Below are 16,540 nucleotides of genomic sequence, written 5' to 3' on the forward strand. Positions count from 1 at the left end.
CGGCATCTGAACGCCGTCATGAATCCCCTGCAGGCCTTCCGCCGTCAGCTCATCAAGCTGCAGCGGCTGGCGCAGCCCTATTTCCTTCCCGTCGAGGAGACCAGCGGTTGGCAGTTTCTGCTGCTGATCGTTGCCCTGCTCGCGGTGGTGGCCGGCAGCACCCTGCTGCTGCTCAGCGGGGTGCTGGCCCTCAGCGGTGCGCTGATCCCCGAGTTCCAGGCCCGCTTCCTGCCGGGTGTTCCCCAGCAGATCGCCGCCCTCTGGGCGAGCCCGGCCGGCCCCATCTTGATGGTGCTGTTTGCCGCAGGGATCGGCAGTTTTGTCTCCCTGCGCAGCAAGTTGCGTCAGGGGCGCTGGCTCCCCTGGGTGCTGCTGGGGGTGATCACCCTGTTGATCCTGGTGATCAACGGCATCAACGTCGGCATTAGCTACGTCGCCCGCAACGTTGAAAACGCACTCGTCACCTACAAGGTCGAGGAGTTCTGGCAGATCGTCGCGATCTATGCCTTTTGCCTGGTGCTGGCCCTGCCGATTCGGGCTCTGCAGAGTTATCTGATCCCCCGCTTGGGTTTGCTCTGGCGGGAGTGGCTCAGTGGTCGCCTGTTGCGCCGCTATCTGACCAATCGGGCCTACTACGTCCTCAATCCCAATGATGAGGCGGCTGAAGAGATTGATAACCCGGACCAACGGATTTCCCAGGACACCGCGAGTTTCACCGGCACCAGCCTGAGCGTCAGCGTTGAGGTGGTCTCCGCTGTCTTGACCTTCCTGAGCTTCATTGTGGTGCTCTGGACGATCAGCTCCACCCTGGCCCTGTGGCTGCTGATTTATTCCCTGGGCGGCACCGCCGTGATCGTCTTCGCCAGCCGCAAGCTGGTGGCCCTGAACTATGACCAGTTGAGGCTGGAGGCGGACTTCCGCTACGGCCTGGTCCACATTCGGGACAACGCCGAGTCGATCGCCTTCTACCGCGGTGAACAGCAGGAATCACGGGAGGCAGAGCGCCGCCTGGGTGGCGCGATTCAGAACTACAACAAGCTGATTGTTTGGGAGGCGCTGATCAGCGTGATTCAGCGCTCCTATGACTACTTCTCTCGCTTTTTGCCCTGGCTGGTGATCGCTCCGATTTACTTCGCCAAGGAGGTGGATTTCGGCGTCTTTGCCCAGTCCGGTATTGCTTTCTCCCAGGTGTTGTTCTCGGTGAGTTTCATCGTGAACAACATCGATCGCCTGGCGGCCTTCTCAGCGTCCATCAGCCGACTGGAGGGGTTCCAGGGCAAGGTCGAGGCCATCAGTGAGGTCAACGCTGAGCAGCAGCGCTTGAGCGAGGAGCAATCCAGCACTGGGGCCTCGGGTTCCCTGTTGGTGCGCCACGTGGATCTGGTGCCCCCCAACAGCGATCGGCGTCTGATTGAGGACCTCAGCTTGGAGGTGGGGCCGGGGCAGCGGGTGCTTGTCGTGGGCCCCAGCGGTTGCGGCAAGACCTCGTTCCTGCGCCTGGTCAGTGGCCTTTGGCCCGCTGCCCGCGGTGAGGTCCAGCGCCCGCCCCACCAGGAGTTGCTGTTCATCCCCCAGAAGCCCTACATGATTTTGGGCAGCCTGCGGGAGCAGCTCTGCTATCCCCAGGAGCCCCAGCGCTTCAGCGATGAGCACCTCCGCAGTGTCCTCAATGAGGTGCGGCTGTCGGCCTTGGTGCAGCGCTACCCGGATTTCGACATCAAGCAGGACTGGCCGCGGCTGCTGTCCCTGGGTGAGCAGCAGCGCCTGGCGTTCGCCCGCTTGCTGCTGAATTCCCCGCGCTTTGTCGTGCTGGATGAGGCCACCAGCGCCTTGGACGTGGCCACCGAGAAGCACCTCTATGAGCTGCTCTCCCAACGGGAGATGGCCTTCGTGAGCGTGGGTCACCGCCCTAGCCTCAAGAGCTTCCACGACCTGGTGCTCGAGCTCGATGGCCAGGGGGGATGGAAGCTGATTCCCGCCACCAGCTATGACTTCAGCCAAGGAGCCTGATCCGACGATGTCCGAGACGCCCGAGGTCCCTGCGACCAGCGCCACCACCAACGACGCTCCTGCCTTTGGTTGGAGTGGTTACGCCGAGCGGGTGAACGGTCGCTTCGCGATGGTTGGTTTCGTGGCGATCCTCGTGGTCGAGGCGCTCAGTGGGGAGACCTTCCTGCGCTGGGCTGGTTTTGTGGGCTGAGGTTCCCTTAGGGAATCTCCAGGAGATCGATCTGCCAGAGCCCGCCGCGGCTGACCTCCACCGCCAGCACGCGCCCATCGGCACTGAAGCTGACCTGGCGCGGAACCCCGGCGGGCTCCATCGGCAGCAGCTGCGTGGCCTGGAGGCTGCGCTTGTAGAGCACCAATTCCGTGCGGTCCTCCCGTTGGCGCACGACCGCTAGCCGTTCAGCGTTTTGATCGACCGCAACGCTGATCGGCAGAGCATCGGGGCGATTCAGCCCCGGTAAGGGGACCGGGTTGCGGCGGTTGACGTCGATCAGCTGCACCTGCACGCGCCCATTGCCGCGGGCGGCGATCAGGGCTAGCCATCCCCCGGCCAGCGAGGGGCTCCGGCCCTGCCCCAGTTGGTTGAGCTGCTGGTTCAGTCCCGGCAGGGGGCGCAGACGTCCGCCAGCACAGCCGCTGAGCAGCAGCAGCGTCGCGCCAGCACTGAGCAGAAGACGGATCAAGGCTCGACTCCTGGCCCGCCGCCGCTCTCGCGCTGCCCTGGGGCGAGGTCCGGCTCCAGCAGTCCGCTGAGGTCGTAGATCTGCAGTCGGGTGCTGCCCTGGGAGGTGAGCTCCACCGCCAGTTGACGGGCATCGGGGGCCAGGCTGAGCCGCCTGGGTTCGGCGTTGCCCGGCAGGAAGAGGGGCTGCAGTGCTCCGCTGGCCCGATCTTCAATCACCGCCTCCCGGCGCGCCCCCCGCTGGATCAGCAGGGCGAGGTAACGGCCGTTCCAGCTCAGGGAGGGGGAGCTGTGGGGTTGATGCCGCTTCAGGTGGCGCAGGGGCAGAACTTTGCCGCTCCGCCGTTCCTGCAGCAGGACGGTGGTGCGCCCGCCGCGCTCCACCAGGGAGGCCAGAAGGCGACCATCGCCGCTCAGCGCTGGTTGTTCGCGGTTCTCAGCGCCGTTGAGCCCCAGGGGGCTGGCGCTCTGGCGGCGCAGGCCGCAGCCGCCGATGGCCAGCAGCAAGCCAGCCAGCACCAACGCTTTGGCGGGCAAGGGCCTCAGTCGTCGAAACGGGAGCTGTTGTCGCGAGGGGCACCGCCAGCGGCGGGGCGAACGGGACGGAACTCAGCGTCACTCACTCCGGCGTCCGCGTCAGGTTTCGCTGCGGTGGACTGATAGGGCGCGCCCTGGGGAACGCCGGGATTGCTGGGGCTGCGGCTGCCTTCAGGAGCGGGGGAGCCCATGGGGCTGCCGCGCCGGCTGGAGCGGGGCATCTCCTCGGGCCGGCTGTTGGGGCGGCTGCCGCGGCGCATCTCCTCGCGGCCTTGGCGGCGGCTGCCGAATTCTGCTGAGCCAGCTTGGGCTCCACCGGCGCGGAAGCGGCCGGACTGTTCGGGTTCGCGCGCTGGGCGTGCCGATCGGTCCTGACCCTGCCAGTCATCGCGGGAGGCGGCCCGCTCGGGGATGGCTGCTCGGGCTGGACGACGGGGGCGGTAGAAGTCGTCTTCTTCACGCTCGCCGTAGCTGTCGTCGCGGGAGCGAATCCGACGCCGAAGCGGCTGGGGATCGTCGAAACGATCGGCGTCATCACGGAAATCGCGACCACCACCCATGCGGGGCCGGGGCGCGGGTTCCTCGTCGTCGTCGAAGTAGGACGAGCGGCGGGCCTGCTCCGTCGTCACGCCACGCAGCCGAACGCTCTCGTAGCCGAAGAAGACGGTGGTAGCGGCCAGCAGGAACTGACCGAACTGGAGGATCGGATCAAGGCGCCAGCCTTGAAAAAAGAGAATGCCGCCGCAGAGAAGCCCAACGGCGGCAAAAAACACGTCGTAGTCGCGCGCCAGAGCCGGCTTGAAGCTCCTCATGAAGTAGAGGAGAGCCCCGCCGACGGCCAGCACGATCCCGACAATGCTGGCCCAATTCAGGCTGGCGTTAACCACAGATCGATTTGCCCTTTCAGGTCACTGTAGGCCCGGCGTCGAGGCCAGCAGCTGCCGCAGCAGTCCCGCAGAGGGATCAGAGCTTGCGATCAACGCGGTCGTTCTGGCTGATCAGGATCACGGCGGCTGCCACAGGGATGACCACGATCACGGCGCCCCAGACAAGGCTGCTCAGAAAATTGGCGAGGGAAGGGGTCATGACAGTGCCGAATCCGCGGGCAATCCTAGGCAGTGATGGCAACTTCCTACGATTGCGGAGCAGCTGCTTAGAGCTTTGTGACGGGACCCGATGGCTCCAGCCTGGAACTGCTCCGTCTGGTGCTGCCCCCCTTCACCATGGGCCTGGGCCTGTTGCTGTCGGCTTGGACCCTGCTGTTCCTGTTCCGGATCGTCCTGACCTGGTATCCCCAGGTCGATCTCAGCCAGGGTGTCTTGCGGATCGTGGCCGTCCCGACTGAGCCGGTTCTGGCGCTGAGCCGCAAGCTGATTGCGCCGATTGGCGGCGTCGATGTCACCCCGGTGATCTGGGTCGGACTGGTCAGCCTGATCCGCGAGCTGCTGGTGGGTCAGCAGGGCCTCTTGACCCAGATGGTGATGCGCCTGAGCGTGCTGCCGGCCTAGCCGTTCGGCAGCATCTCCTGCTCCACGAACTTGGTGTGGACGTCGCCGGAGATGAATTCCGGGCGCTCCAGCAATTGCAGGTGGAATTCGATCGTGGTGGGAATGCCGGTGACGGCGCATTCCGCCAGGGCGCGCTTGAGCCGCTTGAGGGCGTGGTCGCGATCCTTACCCCAGACGATCAGCTTGCCGATCAGGGAGTCATAGAAGGGTGGGATCTCATAGCCCGTGTAGACGTGGCTATCGAAACGGACGCCTGGGCCGCCGGGGGGAAGCCAGCCGGTGATCTTGCCGGGGGCGGGCCGGAAGTTCTGGCGCGGGTCCTCGGCGTTGATGCGGACCTCGATCGCATGGCCCGTGAGTTTGATCTCCTCTTGGCTAAAGGAGATGGGCTCGCCGCCGGCGATCCGCAGCTGCTCGGCAATCAGGTCGACCCCGCTCACCATCTCGGTGACGGGATGCTCCACCTGGATCCGGGTGTTCATCTCCATGAAATAGAAGTTGCCGGTGCGATCCACCAGGAACTCCACGGTGCCGGCGCCCTCGTAGCCGATGGTGCGGGCTGCCGCGACCGCTGCGTCTCCCATGCGGCGACGCAGCTCAGCATTGATGGCGACGCTGGGGGCCTCTTCCAGCAGTTTTTGGTGGCGCCGCTGAATCGAGCAGTCCCGCTCTCCGACGTGGACGACGTTGCCGTGGCGGTCGGCCAGCACCTGCACTTCGACGTGCCGGGGCCGGTCGATGAATTTCTCCATGTAGAGGCCGGGGTTGCCAAAGGCGGCTTCCGCTTCGCCCTGGGCGGCCTTGAAGAGGTTGTCGAGTTGGTCCGCTGAGGGGACCAGGCGCATCCCGCGGCCACCGCCACCGGCGGTGGCTTTGATCATCACGGGATAGCCCATGGATTCCGCCAGGGTCCTGGCTTCATCCACGTTCTCCAGCAGCCCTTCACTGCCGGGGATGGTGGGAACGCCCACCTTCTGCATGGTGGCCTTGGCCGTGGACTTGTCGCCCATCGAGCGGATGGAGTCCGGCGAGGGTCCGACAAAGGTCAGGCCGTGGTCAGCGCAGATCTCGGCGAACTTGTCGTTTTCCGCCAGGAAGCCGTATCCGGGGTGGATCGCATCGGCACCCCGGGAGGTGGCGGCCGCCAGGATGTTGGGGATATTGAGATAGCTCTTGCTGCTGGGTGCATCGCCGATGCAGACCGCTTCATCAGCGAGCTGGACGTGCAGGGCGTTGCGGTCGACCGTGCTGTAGACGGCGACGGTGGGGATTCCTAATTCCCGGCAGCTGCGCAGGATCCGAAGAGCAATTTCGCCGCGGTTGGCGATCAGCAGTTTGCCGATGGGCATCCAGTGGCAGTCCGGCGAATCCGGCAGGGCGGGCCGGGTGGACTGTATCAGTGATGACTGGGCCCATCCCCTTGCTGGGCGGGGTCAGGCGATGGGTATATTGCCTGGGCAGTGCATCAGTGCTGCACCCCTCACGCCACCGTTTTTCGGTGGTGGACTCCCCCCGAGATTCCAGACCAGGACTTCGTTTTGGCTTGGACGCTCACTACCACGCGGATGTGGTGGAATTGGTAGACACGCACGTTTGAGGGGCGTGTGACTTCGGTCTTGCGAGTTCAAGTCTCGCCATCCGCATCGTTCAGAGCTCCGCAGCGTGAAGCCTGCCGCCGCTGAGCCCAATCCACACGGCGATGCCTGCATCGTCCTGGTCTGCAATGGACCTGGTGAGCTGGCCACCTGGGTGCGGCCCCTGGCCCAGCGGTTGCACCGTGAGTTGCCCCTGCGGCCCCTGACGCCTGGGGCGCCGATGGCCCTGCAGTTGGTCTTGGTGCCCTGCCCCAATGCCACGGGCATTGAGCACCAGGTGGCGGATCGGATGGGCTTGTTTGAGCGGATCAGTCCGGCCAAGCGCTTCTGGAGTCTGTTGCTCAGGCCCCAGCGCTTGGGCCGTTGGCCCCGTCGTGGCGTTGTGGTGTTCCTCGGGGGCGATCAGTTCTGGACCGTGCTGCTCTCAGCGCGCCTGGGCTATCGCCACATCACCTATGCCGAATGGGTGGCGCGCTGGCCCCGCTGGAACGACCGGATTGCGGCCATGGGGCCGGCGGCGGCGGATCGCCTGGCGCGGCGTTGGCAACCCCGCTGCCAGGTGGTCGGTGACCTGATGGCGGATCTCTCGGAGGCCGCGCGCTCGGAGCGCCCCTTGCCCCAGGGGGAATGGGTGGCGTTGATGCCCGGTTCCAAACGCGCCAAGTTGCAGGTGGGCGTGCCGTTTTTGCTGGAGGCCGCTGATCGTCTGGCGGCCCAGCGGCCGGGTATCCGCTTTCTGCTGCCGGTGGCTCCGACCACCAGTGTTCAGGAGTTGCTGGCCTACGGCAGTGCGGCGAATCCGATCGCGCAGCACTACGGCTCGGGTGAGCCGGTGCTGGAGGGCTCTGACTTGGTGACCCCCGCTGGCTCGCGGATTCGCTTGGTGGAGGAGCAGCCAGCCCACGGGGTGCTGAGTCAATGCCAACTGGCCTTGACCACCGTCGGGGCGAACACCGCGGAGTTGGGTGCCCTGGGGGTGCCGATGATCGTGCTGGTGCCGACCCAGCACTTGCATGTGATGCAGGCCTGGGATGGGGGCATTGGAATCCTGGCCCGCCTGCCCTTCTTGCGTTGGCTGCTGGGGGCGGCCTTGACGGCCTGGCGGATGCGCAACCACGGCTTCTTGGCCTGGCCCAATATCTCCGCAGGCCGCCAGGTGGTGCCCGAGCGGGTCGGGGCGATCACACCCCAGGAGATCGCCGCTGAGGCCGCCGATTGGTTGGCCCATCCGCAGCGCCTGGAGGGGATGCGGGAGGACCTGCGCAGCCTGCGGGGGCAGCCCGGGGCCGTGGCGGCTCTGGCTGGGATGGTGCGGGAATTGCTGCCGCCGCCTTCTGCTGGCGCTGCCTAGTTTGAGCGGGTTTCCCAGGCTTCCAAGCGATGGCTGACGCCGCCCAGCACGACAACGAGCAATGGCGCGAGAAGCTCACCCCTGAGCAGTTCCAGGTGGCCCGCATGGGCGGGACCGAGCGGGCCTTCACCGGGATCTACTGGGACAACAAGGCCAAGGGGATGTACCGCTGCGTCTGCTGCGGCAGTGAGCTGTTCAGCTCTGAGACCAAGTTCAACTCCGGCACCGGCTGGCCGAGCTTCTGGGATGGGGCCAAGGAGGGCGCCATCAGCACCCACTCGGACACCAGCCACGGCATGGTCCGCACCGAGATCAAGTGCGCCAACTGCGATGCCCACCTGGGTCACGTCTTCAATGACGGCCCCACGCCCACCGGGCTGCGCTACTGCGTCAATTCCGCGTCCCTGAATTTTGAGGAGGAGAAGGGCTAGGCCCTTCCCTCACCAGGGATCGCCGCCGCCGGAGGGCTCCCGCCGCCGCGGCAGGGGTGCCCGCTCGTCGAAGGGCTCATAGGGCTCGACGTCCAGGGGGGACTCATCGCGCACATAGCGGCGCGGTGCGGGCTCCTCATCGAGATAGCGGCGCTGGCGCAGGGGCTCGCGTTCGCGGCGCTGCTCCACCTCGACGTAGTCGTAGTCCTCTTCCGGTTCGAAGCGGCGGTTGGTGGCCGGCTCGATGCGGCGCTGCTCCTCCTGGGCGGTGGGTTGCCCCGCGGCCAGTTGGTTCTCGACGGGAACCATGTTCAGGCGATAGCGCTCGCGTTCCTCCTGCTCCCAGCTGGGGCCACCGACGCCGAGCTTTTCGAGCAGGCCGGTGCCGAGCTGCTTGAGCTTCTCCTCGGCGCCCTCATAAACAATGATCCGATCGGGACCGCTGCTGACGATCTCTTCAACGGTCAGCTCCCAGGTGCTGAGCACCCCCTCGCCGAGCAGCGGGACACCAACGGCTCCGAGCACCAGGGTGGTGAGTTCGCCGGTCTCGATGTCAAAGCTGAAGCCCAGCACGCGGCCCAGCTGCTCCCCGGATTCGGTGATCACCTGGCAGTTGATCACCCGGGAATAACGGTCCGGATCGAAGTTCTCCGAGAGGGAGTCAGCCGAATCCACCAGGATCACATCGCCCACTTGGCGGATGCTCTCCAGGGGCATCCAACGGGGCAGGCCCGGCAGAAAACGCGTGAGCGGGTTGTCCCGCAGGCCCAGGGAGACCACCTCGCGGCGGTCGATATCCACCACAACTTCGCCCACCACACCCAGACGCCGGCCGGTGTCCCGGGTGATCACCTGGGTGCCCATGAGCTCCGAGCGCAGCCAGAGGCGGTCGCTGGGGGTGGCCGCTGGGTCGCTTCCGGGTGGAGTGCTTGTCATGGGCGCATTGTGACCGAAAACCTGTCGGAGCTTGGTTAGGCCGCCGGGGGTAATCCCACCACCTGGGTGTGGGCCCCGCGGGCTTGGGTCACACCGATGGTGCGGGTGGCGGCCCCAATCATCGGACGGCGGTGGCTGACCACCAGGAACTGGGCGGCATCGGCCTGCTGGGCGATCAGGGCGGCGAGCCGCTCGACGTTCACGCCATCGAGGAAGCTGTCGACCTCATCAAGGGCGTAGAAGGGCGACGGGCGGAAGCGCTGCAGGGCAAAGAGGAAGCTCAGGGCCGTCAGGGACTTCTCGCCGCCGCTCATGGAGGCCAGGCGGCGCACGGCCTTGCCCTTGGGGTGGGCCACCAGGTTGAGGCCGCCCTCGAGGGGAGCCTCCTGGTTTTCCAGCTGCAGGAAGCCCTCGCCGTCGGAGAGGCCGGCAAAGATGTCGCGGAAGTGCTCATCGACGGCGTTGAAGGCCTCCATGAAGGCCTCCTGGCGCAGGGTGGCCACGGTTTCGATGCGCAGCAGTAGCTCCTCGCGTTCTTTGCAGAGGACGTCGAGGCGCTCCTGCAGGTCCGCCAGCCGCGTCTCGAGTTCTTCGAGCTCCTGCAGGGCAAGCATGTTGACCGGCTCGAGGGCCTCCATGCGCTGCTGCAGGCTCTTGAGCTCGGCCTGAAGCGCCTCGAGGCCGTTCTCGCGCACCTCCTCGGGGATCTCAGGCAGGGGATCGGGGAGCTCCCGTTGCAGCTGCTCCAGCCGGCCGCCGCTGCTGCGCTCCTCCTCGGCCAGGGCCAGGAGTTCCTCGCCCAGGCGCTGCAGTTCCCATTCCTGTTGTTGCAGGGCCTGGCGCTGCTTGGCGAGTTGGGCCTCGGCTTCGTCGCGGGCGCGGCGCCGCTCACCAAAGCGGGTTTGCAGCTCCTGCTGCTTGGCCTCGAGGGCGCTGCGCTTCTGTTGATCGGCCTGCTGCTGCTCCTTCCACTGGGTGCGCTCAGCGATCAGGGCATTGACGGCCTGGGCGAGCCGCTGCTCTTCCCCGCCCAGGGCTTGGAGTTGGCTGCTGACCCGCTCGGCGGCCAGTCCCCTCTCCCGGCGGGCGGCCAGCAGGTTGTCGCGTTCCTGTCTGGCCTGGGTCAGGGCGGCATCGGCGGCCTCGAGTTCCTGCTGCAGGCCCTGCCAGCGCTCGCTGTCGCCGCTGGCTTGGGCACTGGCTTCACTGGCCTCCAGCTGCTGCAGGGCTTGCTGCAGCGGGGTGAGTTCCGTGGCGATGGCCTGCAGGCGCTGCTGCCCGCCGCCCAGGTCGGTCTCGATCTGCTTGATCCGCGCGCTGAGCTGATTGCGGCGTTCCTGCAGCGGGCCGCTGGCCCGTTGGGCGGCCGTGCGCTCGGCGTCCAGGGCGGCCTTGCGTTGCTCCAGCCGGCTGAGCTGCGGCCGCAGTTCTTCGAGGGACCGTCCGAGCTCGGATTCCTTGCGCTTGCTGGCCAGCAGGGTTTCCCCGAGCTCCAGCAGACGCCGGCGCAGGGGTTCGGCTTCGTCGGCGTCGCTGGCGGCACCGAAGCTGAGTTGATTGCCCCGCTGTTGCAGGCTGCCTCCGGTCATGGCCCCGCTCTTCTCGAGCAGTTCGCCATCGAGGGTGACGGCGCGGCAGCGGCCCAGTTCGCGGCGGGCGCTGGCGAGATCCCGGAAGACCAGGGTGTCGCCGAAGACGTAGCGGAAGACCTCGCCATAGACGGGCTCAAAGCGCACGAGCTCCACGGCCCGCCCCACCAGACCGTCGCCGCCCACGGCTGCGCCACCGCGCTCAAAGGCGGCGCCGTTGCGCATGGCCCCGCCCCCGCCACGGATCTTGTTGAGGGGCAGGAAGGTCAGGCGACCCGCCCGGCGGCTCTTGAGCAGATCGATCGCCCGGGCGGCAATGCGGTCGTCATCGACCACCACTTGGCCAAGGCGGGCGCCGGCGGCCACCTCCAGGGCGAGGCGATGGGCTTCCTCCACCTCGGCGAGTTGGGCGACGGGGCCGTGGATGCCCTCGAGTCCAGCCTCGAGCAGCAGGCGCAGGGCTCCGGTGCCGCGGCTTTCCTGGATGGTTTCCCGCCGGGACTCCATCCGGGCGATGTCTCGCTCCAGGCTGACCTGCTCCTGCTCGAGCCGTTGGCGGGTGCGCTGCTGCAGCGCGAGGGCTTCGGCGAGCTCCTGGGCGCGGGTCTGCTGGGCCTTGAGCTCATCGAGCAGTTGATGCCACTCGTCCTCCAGGGCGGTGAGGGAGCTGGAGACCCCATCGCTGCTGGCGGCGTCCTGTTGCAGTTGCTCCTGCAGTTCTCCCAGGCGTTCCTGCTCTTGGCGCAGGCGCTCGACGAGCTGCTGCTGTTCGGCCTGCAGCGGGGAGAGCTTGGCCTGGAGCTCCTGGCGTTGGCGGCTGCGCTGCTTTTGCTCTTCCAGCCAGCTGCCGCTGCGGCCGGCCACTTCCCCCAGGCGACGGCGGGAGAGTTCGACGGCGGCTTCGGCAGTGCGGCAACCCGCTTCGGCCTCCTCCAGGCTGGCCTGATCGTCAGCGCTGTTGAGCTGGCTTTGCTGCTGCTTGAGGTCGGCTTGCTGGCGGCCGAGCTCCATCCGCTGACGCTGGAGTTCCTCGGCGCCCTGTTGGTGTTTCTCCGCTTGGCGGCTGAGTTCCCTGGCGCTGGCCTCCAGGCCGGCGAGCTCGGACTGCACCGCCAGTAGCTGATCTTCCCCAAGGGCTTTGACCTCGGCCTGCAGGGCGTCGAGGGCTTTGGAGGCGGTCTCGAGGGTGCTTCGACCTTCGCTGACGCTCTGGCGCTCGTTCTCTTGCTGGCGCTTGAGCGCCTCCTGGCGGCTCTGCAGTTGTTTGAACTGGGCCTCGGCCTGCTCGAACCCGAGCACCTGCTCCTGCAGCCGGCCCCGCTGGAAGCGCTCCCGCAGCTCCTGGTAGGTGCGGGCTTTGGCGCAGTCCCGCTCCAGCTTTTGCCGGGAGACCAGCAGTTCCTGCTGGACGATGGCGCAGCGCTCTTCCCGGTCCTGCACGTCCGAGAGCTTGGAGCGGGTCTGCTCGATGCGGGAGTCGAAGAGGGCCACCCCGGCGAGCTCATCGATGATTCCGCGGCGGTCGCGGGAACTCATCGAGACGATGCGGGTGACGTCGCCCTGCATGACGACGTTGCTGCCTTCCGGGTCCACCCGCAGCCGCCGCAGCTGGGTTTGCAGCTGCTGGAGATTGCAGGGGATGCCGTCGGCGCTGTAGGTGCTGGCGTAGGTGCCGCCGGGGGCAATGCGCAGCCGGCGGGTGACGGTCCACTCGGTTTGCCCGGGTTTGATCCAGGGGCCCTCTTCGGGTGCCTCGAGACCCTGTTCGGCCTCATCGGGCTGCCAGTCGCTCAGGTCGAAGCGAACGGAGACGACCGTTTCGGCCGCTTTGCCCTGCTTGAGCTTGGAGCTGTTGACCAGGTCGGGCAGTCGCTCCGCCCGCATGCCGCGGCTGCTGGCGAGGCCCAGACAGAAGAGGACCCCATCGAGGATGTTGCTTTTGCCCGAGCCGTTCGGGCCGGTGACCACCGTGAACCCCTCGTCCAGTGGGATCGACATCGATCCGCCAAAGGACTTGAAGTGGGTCAGCTCTACCTGATTGATGTGAACCAACAGGCCCGAGCGTCGAGCACCAGAAAGGTAGCCGACCCTCTGTCGATTTCAAGGCATGGTCACTACGGTGTGGTGGCTGTCCCACGGCTCCATGGACTCAGGCACGACCAGCAACGGTGTCCCCCAGGAGCCCGTGCAGGAGCAGCCCTGGCGGGCCAAGATCGAGCCGGAGGAGGCGCCTGAAACCGAGCCCCTCTCGCCGGTGGCGAGCCTGTTCCGGGAGCGCTTTGAGCAGTTTCTGCCGACGATTCAGCGGGAGTGGCCAGATGTCGCCCGTCACACCCTGGAGGCCACGCGGGGCAGCCTGGACACGGTGGTGGAGGTGATTGCCCGGCAGACCGGCCGTACGAGTGACGGTGTGAAGGAGCAGTTGCTGGATCTGCTGACGGTGGGCGAGGACCAGGCCCAGCAGTGGGCGGATTCCCTGCGGCCGCTGGAGGAGCAGCTGGAGCATCTGCTGGATGACCTCAATGCCAACTTGCGGCCGCGCATCGAAAAACCGGTGCGGGAGCGCCCCTTGATGGCTTTGGGATTGGCTGCTGGAGTGGGGCTACTGCTCGGTCTGTTGCTCTCCGGCCGCCGTTCGTCATGACCAGCTCCGACTCCTCTTCTTCGCAGGACGCGCCGCGGCGTGGCGTCCCCTTGAAGGCGGCCTCCCGGATCACGGGGTTGGTGGCCTCGGTGATGGACCTGCATGTCCGGATTGCCCTGAAGGAGGCCGACCGCGAGAAGCGCCGTTTGATTGGCGGGGTCGTGCTGCTGATGGCGGGCCTCTCGGCGCTGTTGATGGCCTGGTTGGCGGCCGATGTGGCGCTGCTGTTCTGGCTGCATCAGAACTGGGGCTGGAGCTGGATCCACTCCGCCCTGGGCTTGATGGCGGTGAACCTGCTGCTGAGTGCTGTGTTCCTGCGGATCGGTGGCCTGATGACCAAGGGCCCCTACCTGCCCGAAACCTTGGCGGGTCTTACGAAGACGACTCGGGCGTTGGTTGGTCGCTGAGCCAGCGGCAGAGGCCCGGCAGGGAGAGTCCCTGCAGGCTGAGGTTGAGGATCACCGTGATGAAAACGATCCCCTGGCAGTTCTGGGCCAGGACGCTCGCGGCTGCATCGCTGGGCACTCCCCGCAACAGCGGGATGGCGCCCATGACGTTGAAGGAGAGAGCCAGGGGGACCGCTCCGCGTAGGCCGCACCAGGCGATCAGCAAGGACTCCTTCAGGCTGAAGGGCGAGAGCCGCTGAAAGATCAGGACGCTCAGGGGCCGGGCGACGAGCATCAGGACCGCGGCGGTGGCCACACCGGCCGGTAGGGCGGGCAGCAGGTGGGTTGGATTCACCAGTAGACCAAAGATGAAAAAGATGCTGATCTCCGTCATGGTGTTGAACGGCAGCAGCACTTCTTGAATCGTTTGGTGGTTGATCTCGGGGCGTTGGTAGTGCTCATTGGTCATCATTAGACCGGTGATATAGACCGCGACAAAGCCCGATCCGCCCAGGATTTGTGTGCAGCCGTAATCCATAAAGGCGATGGAGATCGCCACGATGAGCAGTTGCTCCCGGTCGACCACCAGGCGGTTGATCATCACGCGGGCGACATAACCAAATCCCAGGCCCACCAGGACTCCGGAACCGATTTTTTGCAACAGGCTTGAGAAGCCGCTAATGACAACATCCGGGAGTGCTTGTCCTTGCGCTCCAACGCTGAAGAGACTGGCGGCGATGCTGAACAAAATCAGCGCCGATGGGTCATTGACGGAAGACTCAAATTCGAGCAGATCTTGAACATTTTTCGGCACATGCCGTTTGACCTGACGCAGGACCCCGAGGGTGGCTCCGGCGTCGGTGGAACCCAGGCAGGCGGCCACGAGAAGGGCTGCCCCCAGGGGGATGGCATTGCTGAGCCCCGGGGTGATGGCCGCCCCGCTTTGGGAGGTCAGCCAGACGATCGCAGCACCCAGGACCAGGGTGGAGACGGCGACCCCGGCAATGGCCAGGACGAGGCCGTATTTGAGGAAGCCACGAATGGCCTGGGTGTCGGTTTTCAGCCCGGCATAAAACAGCAGTAGGGCCAGCGAGAAGGTCTGAAGGCGTTCGACCTCGGATGGATGGATATCGAGAACCTGAAGATTGATCAGCAGGCCTAAGAAGAGAACCCCAAGAACAGCGGGAATCCCAATTCGAATCGAGAAGCGGCTGATGATCAGCGTGCCCAGATACACCGCTCCGATGAAGAGCAGTTGAATCTCGAGGGGGATCGTCATTAACCCCTGGCTGCTGGCCAGTAGGGGGGTGATCCAGTGACTCATGGCAGAAGCCTAGGGCTGGCTTTAACGGATTTCGTAGTGGAGCCAGCGGCAATCAATGCCTCCGTTGCTGATCGGAATGCGCCGGCTGGCTTTCATGCGTAGGGCGCCGGTCAGCTCCGGGTTGCCGCTGAGGAGCCAGAGGCTCCAGCCACTGCAGCGCTCTTTCACCATGGCCCCGAGATCGGCATAGAGCTGCTCGAGTTCATCGCGTTCACCAATCCGCTCGCCATAGGGCGGATTGCAGACCAGGACCCCCGGGCCGCTGGGTAGGGCGAGCGTGCGGAAATCGCCGGTTTGGAGGGTGATGGCTTCAGCGAGTCCTGCGGCCTGGGCGTTGTGTCTGGCTTGCTCCGCCACGCTGGCGTTCTGTTCGCAGCCCAGCAGCAGCGGCAGCGTGCTCAGCGGTTGCTCGCGCGATTGGGCCCGGCGCTGCTCCTCGTCCCAGAGCTCGGCGTCAAAGTCCGCCCAGCCCTCGAGGGCAAAGGGGCGATGCAGGCCTGGGGCCTGGGAGAGGGCCCAGCTGGCGGCTTCGATCAGGAGTGTCCCCGATCCACAGAGGGGATCGACCAAGGGGATGGATCCATCCCAGCCCGTCAGCCGGATCAGGCCGGCGGCCAGGTTTTCCTTGAGGGGGGCGAGGCCCATGGCGCTGCGGTAGCCGCGGCGATGGAGGCTGCCGCCAGAGCCATCGAGGCTGAGCCGTGCCTCGTGGCGGTTGAGGTGGACGTGGAGGGAGAGGTCAGGCTCCTCGAGGTCCACGGAGGAGCGCTCGCCCCAGATGTCACGCTGCAGGTCGACGACGGCGTTCTTGACCTGCAGCGCCGTGTAGTGGCTGTGGCTCAGGCCGGGATTGCTGCCGCTGACATCCACGCGGAAGCTCATCGAAGGGTGCAGCCAGCGCTCCCAGTCCAGGGCGTTCTGAATTCCGTCGTAGAGCGACTCGCGGTCATGGCAGGGGAACCGCGCGATCTCCCGGAGGAAGCGGAAGGGATAGCGGCATTGCAGATGGAGCCGATAGAGGCAGGCCATGTCCGCCTCAAAGGCCGCGGCGCGCCGCAGGGGTTGCACCTGCTTGGCGCCGAGCTTGATGAGCTCTTCGGCGCCAATCTCCTCAAGGCCCTGGGGGAGGACCGCGATCCCTTGGATCAGGCCGCTCTTGGCGAGGCGTTTGACCGGTTGCCGCTGCCAGGCCTCTGTCATGACCTCAATCGACTGGGGCGGTTGTCCTCCTCGATGGAGGTCTCTCCCATTGTGCGTTGACCCTGCAGAATGAGGGGGTCCGGTCTCGACCGGACTAGGTGGCTCACACCAGTGTTTCGGACAGCGGTTCGATTCCGCTCAGCTCCACTTCATGGGGCTGCAATGGTTTCGACGGGGCATGAGGAGGGTGACTGAAGCCTGCTCGGTAAGAGCGAACCCGTAACAGCGAACAACATCGTTCGTTTCTCCCGTCAGACCGCCCCTGTGGCTGCCTGACCCTAATTAAGGGAGATGGGGTTAGATCAGCCTTATCAACCAAATGATCCATGGGGGCTGGGAGGCCCCTTCAA

16 protein-coding genes and 1 tRNA gene are annotated in these 16,540 nt (G+C 66.0%); 8 read left to right on the forward strand and 9 right to left on the reverse strand.

Annotation, left to right across the window (positions count from 1 at the left end; all coding sequences use genetic code 11):
- Positions 1–18: 18 nt before the first annotated feature.
- Positions 19–2,010, forward strand: a complete 1,992-nt coding sequence (locus QZ189_RS04965; RefSeq protein WP_010313017.1) for an ABC transporter ATP-binding protein/permease — start codon at positions 19–21, stop codon at positions 2,008–2,010.
- Positions 1,988–2,200, forward strand: a complete 213-nt coding sequence (locus tag QZ189_RS04970) for a chlorophyll a/b-binding protein (protein WP_247479494.1) — start codon at positions 1,988–1,990, stop codon at positions 2,198–2,200. The genes QZ189_RS04965 and QZ189_RS04970 overlap by 23 nt, the downstream gene beginning before the upstream one ends.
- Before the next feature lie 7 nt (positions 2,201–2,207).
- Here the strand turns inward: QZ189_RS04970 and QZ189_RS04975 are convergent, their stop codons facing one another.
- From QZ189_RS04975 to QZ189_RS04990, 4 genes are all read right to left on the reverse strand, one after another.
- Complete coding sequence (locus tag QZ189_RS04975) at positions 2,208–2,690, reverse strand: hypothetical protein (RefSeq protein ID WP_296416295.1); 483 nt, start codon at positions 2,688–2,690, stop codon at positions 2,208–2,210.
- Positions 2,687–3,226, reverse strand: a complete 540-nt coding sequence (locus QZ189_RS04980) for a hypothetical protein (RefSeq protein ID WP_010313014.1) — start codon at positions 3,224–3,226, stop codon at positions 2,687–2,689. Before QZ189_RS04980 ends, QZ189_RS04975 begins: the two co-directional genes overlap by 4 nt.
- Positions 3,227–3,231: 5 nt before the next feature.
- Complete coding sequence (locus tag QZ189_RS04985; protein ID WP_296421135.1) at positions 3,232–4,113, reverse strand: Ycf66 family protein; 882 nt, start codon at positions 4,111–4,113, stop codon at positions 3,232–3,234.
- Positions 4,114–4,189: 76 nt separating this feature from the next.
- A complete protein-coding gene (locus tag QZ189_RS04990; RefSeq protein ID WP_010313012.1) occupies positions 4,190–4,312 on the reverse strand; it encodes a photosystem II reaction center X protein in 123 nt (40 codons plus the stop codon).
- 137 nt (positions 4,313–4,449) lie between these two features.
- On the opposite strand from QZ189_RS04990, the gene QZ189_RS04995 reads away from it, so the two are divergent.
- A complete protein-coding gene (locus QZ189_RS04995; protein WP_050778398.1) occupies positions 4,450–4,734 on the forward strand; it encodes a YggT family protein in 285 nt (94 codons plus the stop codon).
- On the opposite strand, the gene accC is transcribed toward QZ189_RS04995, so the two are convergent.
- Positions 4,731–6,083 (reverse strand): acetyl-CoA carboxylase biotin carboxylase subunit, encoded by a 1,353-nt coding sequence (gene accC, locus QZ189_RS05000; protein ID WP_010312998.1) that lies wholly within the window; start codon positions 6,081–6,083, stop codon positions 4,731–4,733. The genes QZ189_RS04995 and accC overlap by 4 nt on opposite strands.
- Before the next feature lie 212 nt (positions 6,084–6,295).
- On the opposite strand from accC, the gene QZ189_RS05005 reads away from it, so the two are divergent.
- The 3 genes from QZ189_RS05005 to msrB all read left to right on the forward strand — a co-directional run bounded on the left by QZ189_RS05005 (position 6,296) and on the right by msrB (position 8,111).
- A tRNA-Leu gene (locus QZ189_RS05005) sits at positions 6,296–6,377 on the forward strand.
- Positions 6,378–6,396: 19 nt separating this feature from the next.
- Entirely contained in the window at positions 6,397–7,680 is a 1,284-nt protein-coding gene (locus QZ189_RS05010; RefSeq protein ID WP_296416292.1) for a glycosyl transferase, read from the forward strand.
- A gap of 29 nt (positions 7,681–7,709) precedes the next feature.
- A complete protein-coding gene (gene msrB / locus QZ189_RS05015; RefSeq protein WP_247479485.1) occupies positions 7,710–8,111 on the forward strand; it encodes a peptide-methionine (R)-S-oxide reductase MsrB in 402 nt (133 codons plus the stop codon).
- A gap of 9 nt (positions 8,112–8,120) precedes the next feature.
- Here the strand turns inward: msrB and QZ189_RS05020 are convergent, their stop codons facing one another.
- Entirely contained in the window at positions 8,121–9,047 is a 927-nt protein-coding gene (locus QZ189_RS05020; protein ID WP_247479483.1) for a PRC-barrel domain-containing protein, read from the reverse strand.
- A gap of 35 nt (positions 9,048–9,082) precedes the next feature.
- Complete coding sequence (gene smc, locus QZ189_RS05025; protein WP_296416291.1) at positions 9,083–12,688, reverse strand: chromosome segregation protein SMC; 3,606 nt, start codon at positions 12,686–12,688, stop codon at positions 9,083–9,085.
- Between the two features lie 91 nt (positions 12,689–12,779).
- Here smc and QZ189_RS05030 point away from each other — a divergent pair, with 91 nt between their 5' ends.
- The gene (locus tag QZ189_RS05030) at positions 12,780–13,280 is read left to right on the forward strand and encodes a DUF883 family protein (RefSeq protein ID WP_043705108.1); all 501 of its coding nucleotides are present in this window, start codon (positions 12,780–12,782) and stop codon (positions 13,278–13,280) included.
- The gene (locus QZ189_RS05035) at positions 13,277–13,687 is read left to right on the forward strand and encodes a phage holin family protein (protein ID WP_247479477.1); all 411 of its coding nucleotides are present in this window, start codon (positions 13,277–13,279) and stop codon (positions 13,685–13,687) included. Before QZ189_RS05030 ends, QZ189_RS05035 begins: the two co-directional genes overlap by 4 nt.
- On the opposite strand, the gene QZ189_RS05040 is transcribed toward QZ189_RS05035, so the two are convergent.
- Positions 13,653–14,990, reverse strand: a complete 1,338-nt coding sequence (locus tag QZ189_RS05040; RefSeq protein WP_296421136.1) for a cation:proton antiporter — start codon at positions 14,988–14,990, stop codon at positions 13,653–13,655. The genes QZ189_RS05035 and QZ189_RS05040 overlap by 35 nt on opposite strands.
- 21 nt (positions 14,991–15,011) lie before the next feature.
- Complete coding sequence (locus QZ189_RS05045) at positions 15,012–16,190, reverse strand: THUMP domain-containing protein (RefSeq protein WP_296416289.1); 1,179 nt, start codon at positions 16,188–16,190, stop codon at positions 15,012–15,014.
- Between the last annotated feature and the right edge of the window lie 350 nt (positions 16,191–16,540).

Source organism: Vulcanococcus sp. CPBay_Sum15L08_68 (assembly GCF_017855895.1).
Lineage (GTDB): Bacteria > Cyanobacteriota > Cyanobacteriia > PCC-6307 > Cyanobiaceae > Vulcanococcus.